Source organism: Allobosea sp. 05T433 (assembly GCF_056396065.1).
The window spans coordinates 1-12,669 of sequence record NZ_JBFTKS010000039.1; the positions used below are offsets into that span (position 1 = coordinate 1).

Below are 12,669 nucleotides of genomic sequence, written 5' to 3' on the forward strand. Positions count from 1 at the left end.
TCCCGCGCGCAAGCCCACAATCCAGGCCGCGCGGCGAAATCCCCATAGCACAGCCCCGGGCCGCGGCTTCCTCCCCTGGAGGCTTTCGAACGCCGGCCCTCAGCCCGGACCAAGCCCGCCGCCTGGGCCGGCATCCGAAACCCTTCACATTTGCAGACATTGGCGAGTTGCCCAGAAGCAGACGTACGAGTGCGCTGGCCGGAGTTCTGACCGAAGCCGTGAATAAGCGGCGTACAGCGGTTACGTGCCGATGACGCGCACTCATGCTGGAACCGACCAACCCGATCGAGGCGCAACAATTCCGCTACGCCGTGACAATGCCTGCTGGAGGCTTGAGTCGCACGCGCCTTATGAGAACGACTCCATTGACATGATTAAATATCATGTCAATGGAGTCAGATGCCTGACTTCCCATCCCTGAACGGTCTGCGCAGCTTCGAGGCGACGGCGCGTCTCGGCAGTATGACACGCGCGGCATCGGAACTCGGCGTCACGCAAAGCGCCGTCAGCCGCGCCTTGTCCTTGCTGCAGGCGGAACTTGGCTTTCCGCTGTTCCTGCGCACCAAGCCGTCAATCCAGCTGACGTCGAGCGGCGAAGCGATCTTCGTCGAGTTGCGCCACTCATTCGATCGGATGCGGACGCTGCTCGCGCGCCTTCGCCAAGATCAGAACGCATACGGATTGACCATCAACGTGCTGCMGACCTTCGCGCTGCGCTTCCTGATTCCGCGCCTGCCGGCATTCAAGGCGCAGCATCCGGACATGCAGGTCGACATCGTCGTCGGTGAGCAGGCGATCGATTTCGCCCTCGACGCCGTTGATGTCGGCATCCGCTATGGAAATGGCGACTGGCCGGGCGTCAAAACCTATCGGATACTGGACGAAGAACTGGTGATTGTCTGCGCGCCGCGGCTGCTCGAGGGCCGCACGGCGATCGATCCCGGGGCGCTTCGGCCCGAACAGCTCATTCGCCACACTACCCGGATCGAGGCCTGGCCTGAATGGTTCGAGAACCTTCATCTGCCGACGCCGACGCCCGCTGGCCTCGGCTTCGAGCATTTCTTCATGGTGATCGAGGCGGCCGTGGTCGGCATCGGCTTTGCCCTGTTGCCGCGGTTCCTGATTCGGCGGGAGTTGGAGAACGGCGACCTCGTTATCGCGTCACCCCATATCCTGCGCCGCCAGCAAGGCTACTTCTTCATGTGCAGCCCGCTGCGCCGGTCCGAGCCGAAAATCCTCGCCTTCCGACGCTGGCTTCAGGGCGAGCTGGAAGCCCTAACGGCAGAAGGGCGTCCTCTTGAAATGTGAAAAATTCTCATGATAGTCATGTCCGCCGCCTGGATCTGTCCGACAATCAGAACGGCGCGCCGGGGTCGCCGCATGCCATCAACCAAAGTCCGCGCGCCATGACGTCGTCGCCCGCGCATATCGCGTTCATCACCTCGCCGCTGGAGAGCGAGCATGTCGAGCGCATGCGCGCGGCGGCACCCGCCGGCGTCGACATCATCTTCGCGCCCGATCTGCTGCCAATGACGCGCTATGTCGGCGATCACAAGGGACGCGACAGCTTCCGGCGTACCGGGGCGCAGGAGCGCCGCTGGCGTGAGGCGCTCGGACGCGCGACGATCCTCTGGGATTTTCCAACCGGCGCGGAGGATGAGCGAGGCCTTGCGCTCGCGCCGAACGTGCGCTGGGTGCAGACGACCAGCTCGGGGGTGGGACAGCAAGTCCATAGCTTCGGGCTTGCGCCGACCGACCTGATCGTGACCACGGCTCGCGGCGTCCATGCTGACGCGCTGGCGGAGTTCGCATTTCTCGTGATGCTTGGCCATGTGAAGGATCTGCCGCGCCTGCAGCGCGATCAGCAAGCACATCGCTGGGAGCGCTATTGCGGCGGAGAGCTCTCCGGCAAGACGGTTGCGATCGTCGGCGCCGGCAAGGTCGGCGCCCGCATCGCCGCGCTCGCGCGTGTGTTCGACATGTCGGTGACAGCGGTCGTCAACAATCCGTCGCCAGCGCGCAGCGCCGAACTGTTCACGACGGATATCTACGGCCAGACGGACCTGCACAAGGCGCTCGCCAGCGCGGACTATGTGGTTCTCTGCACGCCGCATACGCCGCAGACCGAACGCATGATCGATCGGACGGCGTTCGCCGCGATGAAGCCCGGCGCCGTTCTGATCAACATCGCGCGCGGCCAGGTTGTCGATGAGGCGGCGCTGATCGCGGCGCTGTCGAGCGGGCAGATCGCCTTCGCCGGGCTGGACGTCGCCGCGGTCGAACCGCTTCCGCCGGGATCGCCGCTCTGGTCGATGCCGAACGTGCTGATATCTCCGCACTCGGCCAGCACCGCGCCGAGCGAGAACGGCAAGATCGTAGACATCTTCATCGAGAATCTCGGCCACTACGTCGCCGGCCAGACGGAGAAGATGATCAACGTGCTCGACAAGGCGCGCATGTATTGAGCCAAAACCTGCCGCGGCCAACGGCGCGCGCAGGATGCGGCGAAGAGGAACGAGGGAGGAGAGCATGATGAAAGCCCGGTGCAAAAGCCTGCTTGCTGCGTCGATCGCCCTGGGCGCCGCGCTGTCGGTGCCTGCCGCCGCGCAGGAGGCCAAGCCGCAATATGGCGGCGAACTCGTGCTCGCTGGACAGCTCGACAAGACGATGTTCCCCGGCCGCAACACGGACGCCGGCGGCATGGACGTTTACTTGAACGCCTGCGAGACGCTGGTCGAGCTGACAGCCGATCGTCAGATCAAGCCAGTGCTGGCAGAGAGCTGGACAACGTCCGAAGACAAGAAGACTGTGACGTTCAAGCTGCGGCCGGGCGTGCAGTTCCACGACGGCACACCGTTTAACGCCGAGGCGGTCGCCTTCGTCTTCAACGAAGCACTCGCTAAGAAATTCCTTTATGTCAGCCTGCTCGAGGGATTGCAGAAAGTCGTCGCCGACAATGACGGTCAGGTGTCGTTCCAGATGTCGGCGCCGTCGGCAGCGCTTATTCCCAATCTCGCTTACCGCACGATGTGCATCTTTAGCCCGACTGCCTACAAGGCCAAGGGGGAGGAGGGCCTCGGCAGCAACATCATCGGCACAGGCCCTTTCATCAACACCGGATATGCGAAGGGCGAATACGCGCTCTTCAAGAAGAACGACAAGTACTGGCAGAAGGGCAAGCCTTATCTCGACAGCATCCGCATCCTCTTCGTACCGGATGTGATGACGCGCCTCGCGATGCTGGAGAGCGGCGAGATCGACCGCGCCCCGGGCATTCCGAATTTCGACATTCAGCGGCTGGCCAAGGACAAGAGCATCGCGCTACGGACCATGCCGAGCCTGCAGCAGCATTATGTCGTCATCAACAATCTGGTGAAGCCGCTCGACGATCCCAAGGTGCGGCAGGCGCTCAACATCGCCGTCGACAAGGCCGGCATCGTGCAGTCCGTTTTCGCAGGCACCGGTGCCACGTTATCGCAGGCTCCGACGTTATCGCCCGGCGTGTTCGGCTTCGCCGATATGCGCGAGCCCGGCAAGGACACGATCTTCCCGTTTGATCTCGCCAGGGCGCGGGCGATGCTGAAGGAGGCCGGATACGAGGATCGAAATGGCGACGGCTTCGTCGAGGACGCACAGGGCAAGACGCTGTCGCTCAAGCTCTATGGCCGGAAGGCTGGAACGGGCGACTACGAAATCGCGCAGCTCGTGAAGACGTTCCTCGAAAAGCTTGGCGTCAAGACCGAGCTCACGATCCTGGAGAGCGCGACGTTCAGCGCTGCGCTCTCGGTTGGGCCGAAGGATGCGAAATACGATCTCGCCGTATTGTCCTGGACAGTGCCGACGGCCGATCCAGACGAGCCGATGATGTATATGACGCATACCAAGGCGTGGAAGCCGGCCGGCGCCAATCGCATGTTCTTCTCCAATCCGGAGACGGACAGGCTGGCGGAGGCGGCGCATGTGGAGAGCGATCCCGCGAAGCGCGCCGAAATTGTGCGGCAATGGATGGCCGAACTTCTGAAGCTCGCGCCGGTCATCTACCTGCCGACGCTCAACCTGACCGACGCGACGCGCAGCTATGTGCATGGTGGCGTCTATCTGCCGTCGAATGTTTATGACGGGACCTTCGCCTGGATCGATCAAGCCGAGCGCAAGCGCCAGGGGATCAACCGCTGACGCTCATGAAAGCCGCTCTTCCTCCAATGCTCGCGCCGGCGGCGTGCCGGGAGCCTGACTGCGCATGATGAAGATGATCGCCAGCCGACTGGTCTTCATGATCGTTGCCGGGCTCCTTTTGTTGACGTTTCTGTTTTGCTTGTTCCATGCGATCCCCGGCGATCCCGCGCGCTTGATCGCCGGCGACAGCGCGCCGGAAGAGCTGGTCGCGAGCATCCGCACGGCCTACGGGCTCGATCAACCGCTTGGCGCGCAATATGTCGCCTACATGGGCAAGGTGCTGACGGGAGATTTCGGCGTTTCGAACTTCTCGCGTCAGCCTGTGCTCGCGATCGTCGGTCCGCGCCTGTTGAACACCGCTCTCCTGGCTGCCTGGGCGATGCTTTTCGCGACGACGATCAGCCTCGTCCTCGGCTCGCTCTCCGCCATGTACTGGAGCCGGCCGATCGACAGAGGCGTGTCGCTCGTCTCGCTCATCGGCATCTGTACGCCGATCTTCGTGTCGGGGATCGTCGCGATCTATTTTTTCGGGGTCTATCTGCGCTGGCTGCCGATCGGCGGCATGACCACCTGGCGTCACTACGTCATGCCGGTGTTGACGCTTGGCTTTGCGCAAGCGGCGGGCTTCACGCGCATGGTCCGCGCCTGCATGATCGATGCATTGCAGCGCGATTTCATCGTGACCGCGCGCTCCAAAGGCGTCCCCGAGCGCACGATCGTCTTCAAGCATGCACTGCGCAATGCATTGCTGCCGATCATCACCTTTTTCGGCCTTGGCCTCGGCAGCATGCTCGGCGGCGCCGCAGTCGCAGAATCGATCTTCAATTGGCCCGGCCTTGGCCGGCTCATGGTCGATTCGATCCTCACGCGCGATCTTCCACTGACCCAGGGCTGCATCTTCGTCTTCGCGATGATGTTCGTGCTGGTGAATCTGATCGTCGACCTGCTCTACCGCTGGGCGGATCCGAGGCTAGCCCATGATTGATCGGACAGCCTCGCCGCACCGGGCACGTGGCACATGAATCTGTTCAGGCACTATGCCCGCGATCGCGTCGGCCTTTTCTTCGGCGTGATCCTGGCCCTGTTCTACCTCGTCGCGATTCTCGCGCCGTGGATCGTTCCGTCCGACCCGCTGGAAACCAACCTGACGGCGGGGCTGTTGCCGCCATCCGCCAGTCATTGGTTCGGAACGGACCAGTTCGGGCGGGACACGCTGGCACGCGTGATCCTTGCGACGCGCGTGACTTTGCAGATCACGACGGCTGCGCTGCTGTTCTCGTTGCTGCTCGGCGTGCCGATCGGCATGGTCGTCGGCTATAGCGGAGGTCTCGCCGACGCGATCGTGATGCGCCTGACCGACATGATGCTGATCTTTCCGACGATCATGATCGCCATCGTGATCGTGGTCGTGGTTGGTCCGTCGGAAAGGGGCGTGGTGATCGCGCTTGGACTGTCGCAGCTCCCGAACTTCATCCGCATCGCGCGCAGCGCCGCTCTCGCTGTCCGACAGGAACTCTATATCGAGGCGGCGATCGCCGCTGGCGCAAGCTGGTCCGACATCCTGGTTCGACACGTGCTGCACAACATTTCCGCTCCGGTGATCGTCAAGGCGACCATCACGCTTCCCGGATTCGTGATCGGCGCGTCCTCGCTTAGCTATCTCGGCCTCGGCGTGCAGCCGCCGATGCCGGAATGGGGGCAGATGCTGAACGAGGCGAAGGGCTTCCTCACTCGCGCACCCTATCTGATTATCGGTCCCGCGGTCGCGCTATCCCTCTTCGTGCTCGCTGCGAACCTTGTCGGCGACAGCCTCAACGAGGCGCTTGATCCGAAGCTGCGCAGCCGCCGCCTTCTGCCGCTGGCGATGCTACGCCGACGCCAGGGCCAGAAGCCATGACCGCGCTTCTCGAGGCAAGGATTTGCGCGTCCAATTCGTGACGCCGTCAGTTCCACCCGCTGAATTCCAGTCATCAAGAGAGAAGTCGTCGCGTTCTGCGTCGCCCTCCCTGTCGTCAGAGCCGCTCGTCGAAATTTCTTCGGCTAGGAGCATATCCTTCGAGAGCAGGCCCGCATCCTCGAGCCCTTCCAGGTCGGGCAGGTCGCGCAGTCTGGCAAGACCGAACACCGGGCGGCCGCTGCCTGCAGCGCTGAGGCATCCTGCGACAACCTGCCAGCACTCTCCTCATCGATTCCAGGCACGCCGGCCTTACCCAATTGCAGACATTCCGAAGGTAGAGGCTGGGCCACTTTTGCCCATCGGCCGGCGCGCCAACCGGGCAGCCCGTAAGCAGACTCCCTGGATGTCGGGAAAGGGCCAACTCCGACCACCCGACGCCGATCTCCATGGGTCTCAAATGGGTTGGGACTGCGCGTCGAGCAGATCCAGCCGGTGCTGGCGCCGAGCGGACAGGGTGAAGCGCGGCCTGACCAGCCCCAGCCGGACCTGATGCCAAAACCCGCCGGATCGCTCCGGCGGGTTTGCTGTGGCTGCGGACCGAATGTCAGACCCGGCGGACGTTCCAGAACAGGGGGGAGGAGGCCGTCAGGATGCCCTGCAGGTTGCGGCGATAGGCGGTTTTTGGGATGATCTGGCCGAGCGGCGCGACCGGCACGGTGGTGAGCGCGCTGCGCTGGACATCGTCCAGCAGCCTTTGCGCCTGGGCCTCGTCGGTGCTGGCCAGCCATTGCGCCGTCAGCGTCTCCATCTCCGGGCTGTCATGCCAGCCGAACCAGCCGGACGCGCCGGCCCCGCGGATATAGAGGTTCTCCGCAGGGTTGGTGACGGAGGAACCCGGCCAGTTCGTGTGAAAAATGCTCCAGCCGCCGCGCTCCACTGGCTCCTTGGAGGTGCGCCGCTGCACGACGGTGCCCCAGTCCATCGTCTGCACGTCGACATTCAGGCCGAGCTTCTTCAGCAGATCGGCCGTGATGTCGCCGAGCGGGGCGATGAGCGGATGATCGGCGGCGTGAAGCATGACGATCTTCTCGCCCTTGTAGCCGGAAGCCGCGATCGCCGCTTTGGCCGCCTTTAGGTCGGGCGGCTGCTTCATGAACTCGGCACCGAGTTCCTTCACCCCCGGCAACCCGCAGGGGAACATCGCCTGGCAGGTGCGGAAGCTGCCGGTATCGCCGGCCATCACCGTCTGCATGTAGTCGTCCTGCGTCACGGCCGAGAGAATGGCCCGCCGCAGCGCCGGATTGTTGAACGGCGCCTGCTGATGGTTGAACCGCATCCCGAGGATCAGGCCGTAAGGATCGAGCGTGCTGGTGGCGATCTCCTTGTTCGCGGTCAGCGTCGACATCAGGTCGGGCAGGGGGCGTTCCCACCAGTCGACCTCGCCGCGCTGCAGGGCGCCGGCGGCCGTCGCTGGGTCGGTGATGACATGCCATTCGACGCGGTCGAAATTCACCCGCTTGCCGCCGGACGTCCAGTTGGCCGGCTCCTGGCGCGGCACATAGCCCTCGAATTTCTCGTAGACCATGCGCGAGCCCGGCACGAACTCGTTGGCGACGAAGCGGAACGGCCCCGATCCCATCATCTCCTTGACCGGCGCCATCGGGTCGGAGCTGGCGATCCGCTCCGGCATGATGAAGGCAGTCGAGGAATGCGGCTTGCCGAGCGCGCGCAGGAATTGCGGGAAGGGCCGCTTCAGCCGCACGCGGATCGTCTTGTCGTCGACCGACTGCCAGTCGTCGACGACGGCGCCGAGCGCCTGGCCAAAACTGTCGCGCATGCTCCAGCGCTTCAGGCTGGCAACGCAGTCGCGCGCCCGCACCGGCTCGCCGTCATGGAATTTCAGGCCGTCGCGCAGTTTGATCTCATAGGTCCTGCCATCGTCGGAGACCGTGGCGCCGGCCGCCATCTGCGGCTGCGGCCGCAACTGGTCGTCGACGGCAAAGAGATTGTCGAACACGCAATAGCCATGTGTGGTCGAGACCGCCGCCGTGGTCACGATCGGGTCCAGGATCGCGAGGTTGGTTTCCGGGATGAATTTCAGCGTGCGCGCCGCCGTGCCCTGGGCGATGGCGGGGCGGGCAAGCGCGGCGGCGCCGGCCGTGGCGATGAACTGACGTCTGTTGAACATGGCAGGTCCTACTCCGAGGCAGAAGGGGCGGGGACGACGTAGTCGACGGGTTCACCGAGCCAGCCATCGGCGCGGCGTTGCCAGTAGGCGGCGTGGATCCGGGCGGTGAACGGGCCCGGTCCGTTGCGGATGGCCCTGGTGCCGACCGAGGTGACCGGAAGCACGCCGCCGGCGGTCGTCGTCAGGAAGATCTCGTCGGCCTCGAGCAGCGCGGCGACCGGCACGTCGGTGGCCTCGACCGTGATGCCGAGCTCGGCGCAAAGCTCCATCACGGTGCGTCGGGTCATGCCGTCGAGCATGCCGCTGCGCGGGGTCAGCAGCGTCTCGCCCCTGCGGATGAAGATATTGAAACCCGGACCTTCCAGGACATGACCCTGGCCGTCGGTCAGCACGACGGTCTCGGCGCCATGGTCGAAGGCCTCCAGCAGGCCGAGCTCGAAATCGAGCCAGTGGTAGTGCTTGACCATCGGGTCGACGGAGTTCGCCGGCACGCGATGCCGGCTGCCGACATGGAGGTGCAGGCCGCGCTGCTGCACCTCAGGCGTCGCGATCCAGACATAGGGGATGCAGAAGGCCTGGAAACGCTGGGTGCAGAGCCGGATGTCGCGGCTGCCGATCGGCGGCCGGCCGCGCGTCATGATGATCTGCACATAGGCGTTGTCGAAGCCGGCGGTTGCGATCAGGGCGTGGACCGCCTTGTGGATCTCCGCGCGGCTGAGCGGCGAGGTCATGCGCAGGCGTTCCAGGGAGCGCCAGAACCGATCGAGATGGTCGTCGAGGCGAAATAGCAGCCCGTCCCAGGCCGAGATCGTCTCCTGGCAGGCATCCGAGCGCAAAAAGCCCCAGTCGAGCAGCGGCAGGGTGGCTTCCGCCACCGGCACGATCCTGCCGTCGATCCAGGCCGTGCCTTCGGCGAAGCGCGGCTCGATCGGCGAGCGATTCTGGCTGCGCGTCGGCGCCGGCCAGGAAAGCAGGGGGTCAGTCACGGCTCATCTCCATGAAAACGGGTTGCGCCTGGTCGTCGCAGGGCCAGAACGGGCGCTGCTTGACGTGCCAGTCGATGCTGGCGAGGTTCGGGTTCGTCGGGCCCGCGCCGCCGACCATGACCCAGGAGGTCCCGGCATCGAGCAGGGTGCGAAAATTCATCGGGTTCTTGAAAACCACGATCTTGCAGTCGCCGATGTCGATGCCCGCAGCCCGGTACTGCTCGTCCGCATATTCGTAGGTCGCGTGGGTCGGCACGACGATGCGGAGCCGGCCGGCCCGGAGCACCGCGGTCGGCCCCATCTGGCCGGGCGTGCCGGCGCTGATGCCGGCGGAATAGGTGAAATGGCCGTCATGCAGGCTCTCGACCACCGCCTCGACCGCGACCGGCGGATGGAAGCGCGGGTCGAGCGCGGAGCCGATCGCGACACGGATCGGCTGGCCCACGCCGAGCGCGAAGGCCTTTGCCGCAGCAGCGGGATCGACGACCAGCACGGCCGCCTCCACATCGAGCCCGGCGCGCAGCAGGGCTGCCAGCACGGCCGGCGCATCGCCGGGCGCGCCGCCGCCGACGCAGTCGGGCGCATCCGAGATCAGCACCCGCTCGGGACGGGCGACGGCCTCAGCGACGGCCTCGTCGGGAGACAGGCAGGGGATTTCGAAGGCGCGGCGACGGTCCCACATCGCCTGCACGATCTCGCCGGCCACCGCGGTTGCCGCGGCCGGATCCGCATCGGTCACCGCCACGCCCGCGATGCCGAGATCCTCGATGTCGAGCCAGGGCTGGACCGGAAAATAGCTCGCAGCGAGCGCCCGCCCGTCCGCCTCGATCTGGCGCGCCAGCTGGCGCAGCTCCGCCATCGGCGCATCGCCATTCGTGGAGCCGCCGGCGACGGGCAGGAGCGCGTCGATGCGCCGGAGCCGGGTCACGGGCCGGATCCGGCCATGCAGTGCGCCCGCCAGCAGTTCGGCTGCACGCAGCCCGGTGCCATGGGCATCGACATGGGGATAGGTTTCGTAGCCGACGAGGATATCGGCATTTTCGGCCATGCGCGGCGTGACATGGGCGTGCAGGTCGAGGCTCACGGCGATCGGAATGCCGGGGCCGAGCGCCGCGCGCAGCGCCGCGAGCAGGGCGCCCTCGGGATCGGTCTCGCCCTCGCAGATCATCGCCCCGTGCAGGGCGAGGAAGACGCCGTCCACCGGCTCTCTCAGGATCCCGGCGACGATGGCGTCGAAGGTCTCGCGGTAGAAGGCGCCCTCGACGACGCCGCCGGAACCGCCATGGGCGACGAGCACGGGAACGACCTCCAGCCCCTCCTTGCGCAGCGCCTCGAGCGCGCCGGTGACGGCAAGGTCGCGTCCCTCGATCGCAGGCAGTACGGCCTCGCCTTCGACAAGGACCTTTCGGGCGAAGCTGTCGCGCCCGTTGATCTGCTGGGAGAGCGTGTTGCCCTCGAATTCAAAGCTGGCCAGTGCAACGCGCATGAATGTCCTTCCCCTTTATTGTTGGATTGCCGGCAATGCTTGCGGTCAGGGCCGGAGCCGATCCGGGGCCCCGTCCGGATCATTGGGTTCGCGTTCCCCTCACAGGCTCTTGGCGATGCGCGGATCGAGCGAGTCGCGCAGGCCGTCGCCGAGCAGGTTGACCGCCAGGACCGTGATCGAGAGAAAGATCGCGGGAAACAGCACGATATGCGGCCTGACCTGCCAGAGCGCCCGGCCTTCGGCCATGATGTTGCCCCAGGACGGCGTCGCAGGCGGGATGCCGGCCCCGATGAAGGACAGGATCGCCTCGATGATCATCGCGCTGGCGCAGATATAGGTCGCTTGCACCAGCATCGGCGCCATGGTGTTGGGGATGATGTGCCGGATGATGATCCGCGGCGCCCTGGCGCCACTGGCGACGGCAGCCTCGATATAGGGCTGTTCGCGCAGCGAGAGAACGACGCCGCGTACGAGTCTGGCAACGCGGGGAATTTCCGCCAGCGTGATCGCCAGGACGACATTGCCGACCGAGCCCCGCGTCAGCGCCATCAGGGCGATGGCGAGCAGGATCGGCGGGATCGACATCATGCCGTCGATGGCGCGCATGATCACGCCATCGGCCTTGCGCACGAAGCCGGCGAGGACGCCGATCGCCAGGCCCGCCAGCGAGGCGAGCGCCGCGACCGCAAACCCGACCACCAGCGAGACGCGGGCGCCATAGACGACACGCGAATAGACGTCGCGCCCGAGCATGTCGGTGCCGAACCAGTATGCTTCCGAGGGCATCCGGGTCCGCCGTGCCGGCGAGATCTGGGTCGGGTCGACCGTCCAGAGCAGCGGCGCCAGCACGGCGATCGCGACCATGGCGAGAAGCAGCCCGCCGCCGACCGCGACCGACGGGTGCCGGCCGAGATAGCGCAGGAGACGCTGCAGCCGCGAGGGTCTCGCGAAGAGCCGGGTCCCGCCCGCCTCGGTGCCGGTGAGCGCGGTCAATAGCGTATCCTCGGGTCGACGATGGTGTAGGCGAGGTCGATCAGCAGGTTCACCAGCACATAGACGAAGCTGAACATCAGGATGACGCCCTGGATGACGGGATAGTCGCGCTGCAGGATCGCATCGACGGTCAGCCGGCCGAGACCGGGAATGGCAAAGACGCTCTCGGTGACGACCGCGCCGCCGATCAGGAGCGCGATGCCGACGCCGATGACCGTGATCACCGGCACGGCGGCGTTCTTCAGCGCGTGCAAGAACAGGACATTGCGATGGCTGACGCCCTTGGAGCGGGCGGTGCGGATATAATCCTGCTGCAGCACTTCGAGCATCGTCGCCCGGGTGATGCGGGCGATCAGCGCGATATAGACGAAGCCGAGCGCAAGCGCCGGCAGGATCAGGTTGCGCAGCCAGGGCCAGACACCCTCCGCGAGCGGCGTGTAGCCCTGCACCGGCAGCCATTCGAGCTTGAGCGCGAAGACATAGGCGAGGAGATAGCCGACGACGAAGACCGGAACGGAAAAGCCGAGCACCGCAAAGGCCATCGCCGCCTTGTCGACGACGCTGCCGGCATTCCAGGCCGCGAGCACGCCCATCGGCACGGCGATGAGCACGGTGACGAGCAGCGTCAGCACCATCAGCGACAGCGTCGGCTCGATGCGCTGCGCGATCAGCAGCGTGACCGGCCGCGCCGTGAAGATCGAGGTGCCGAGATCGCCCTGCACGACGCGCCAGGCCCATTCGCCGAAGCGGATTAGATAGGGCCGGTCGAGGCCGAGGCTCTGCCGGATGCGCTCGACCTCGGCCGGCGAGGCCTGGTCGCCGGCGATCACGGCGGCGGGATCGCCCGGCGCGATATAGAGCAGCGAGAAGACGAAGAGGGCGACGAAGGCCATCACCGGGATGGTCGCGACGATGCGCCTGATGATGAAGGAGAGCATCGGGG

Annotated in this window: 10 protein-coding genes; 5 read left to right on the plus strand and 5 right to left on the minus strand. The window is 65.6% G+C overall.

The annotated features are described in order from the left end of the window. Positions 1–399 precede the first annotated feature (399 nt). The 5 genes from AC1DGP_RS31475 (at position 400) to AC1DGP_RS31495 (ending at position 6,073) form a co-directional block, all read left to right on the plus strand. Complete coding sequence (locus tag AC1DGP_RS31475; protein WP_476832998.1) at positions 400–1,308, plus strand: LysR substrate-binding domain-containing protein; 909 nt, start codon at positions 400–402, stop codon at positions 1,306–1,308. Between the two features lie 98 nt (positions 1,309–1,406). Then, positions 1,407–2,465, plus strand: coding sequence for a D-2-hydroxyacid dehydrogenase (locus tag AC1DGP_RS31480; protein ID WP_441507189.1), 1,059 nt, complete (start codon positions 1,407–1,409; stop codon positions 2,463–2,465). A gap of 64 nt (positions 2,466–2,529) precedes the next feature. Further along, positions 2,530–4,176, plus strand: coding sequence for an ABC transporter substrate-binding protein (locus AC1DGP_RS31485; protein ID WP_441507190.1), 1,647 nt, complete (start codon positions 2,530–2,532; stop codon positions 4,174–4,176). A 64-nt stretch (positions 4,177–4,240) separates the two neighbouring features. After that, positions 4,241–5,161 (plus strand): ABC transporter permease, encoded by a 921-nt coding sequence (locus AC1DGP_RS31490; RefSeq protein ID WP_441493664.1) that lies wholly within the window; start codon positions 4,241–4,243, stop codon positions 5,159–5,161. Between the two features lie 33 nt (positions 5,162–5,194). Then, positions 5,195–6,073, plus strand: a complete 879-nt coding sequence (locus AC1DGP_RS31495; protein WP_441507191.1) for an ABC transporter permease — start codon at positions 5,195–5,197, stop codon at positions 6,071–6,073. A 604-nt stretch (positions 6,074–6,677) separates the two neighbouring features. Here AC1DGP_RS31495 and AC1DGP_RS31500 read toward each other — a convergent pair. The 5 genes from AC1DGP_RS31500 to AC1DGP_RS31520 all read right to left on the minus strand — a co-directional run bounded on the left by AC1DGP_RS31500 (position 6,678) and on the right by AC1DGP_RS31520 (position 12,664). Continuing rightward, the gene (locus AC1DGP_RS31500) at positions 6,678–8,261 is read right to left on the minus strand and encodes an ABC transporter substrate-binding protein (RefSeq protein ID WP_476832999.1); all 1,584 of its coding nucleotides are present in this window, start codon (positions 8,259–8,261) and stop codon (positions 6,678–6,680) included. 8 nt (positions 8,262–8,269) lie between these two features. Continuing rightward, the gene (locus AC1DGP_RS31505) at positions 8,270–9,247 is read right to left on the minus strand and encodes an aminotransferase class IV (protein ID WP_441507193.1); all 978 of its coding nucleotides are present in this window, start codon (positions 9,245–9,247) and stop codon (positions 8,270–8,272) included. Further along, positions 9,240–10,733 carry a M81 family metallopeptidase gene (locus AC1DGP_RS31510; RefSeq protein WP_441507194.1) on the minus strand — a complete coding sequence of 498 codons (1,494 nt, stop codon included), beginning with the start codon at positions 10,731–10,733 and terminating at the stop codon, positions 9,240–9,242. Before AC1DGP_RS31510 ends, AC1DGP_RS31505 begins: the two co-directional genes overlap by 8 nt. Before the next feature lie 99 nt (positions 10,734–10,832). Next, positions 10,833–11,726, minus strand: coding sequence for an ABC transporter permease (locus AC1DGP_RS31515; RefSeq protein ID WP_441507195.1), 894 nt, complete (start codon positions 11,724–11,726; stop codon positions 10,833–10,835). Further along, entirely contained in the window at positions 11,723–12,664 is a 942-nt protein-coding gene (locus AC1DGP_RS31520) for an ABC transporter permease (protein WP_441507196.1), read from the minus strand. Before AC1DGP_RS31520 ends, AC1DGP_RS31515 begins: the two co-directional genes overlap by 4 nt. Positions 12,665–12,669 lie beyond the last annotated feature (5 nt).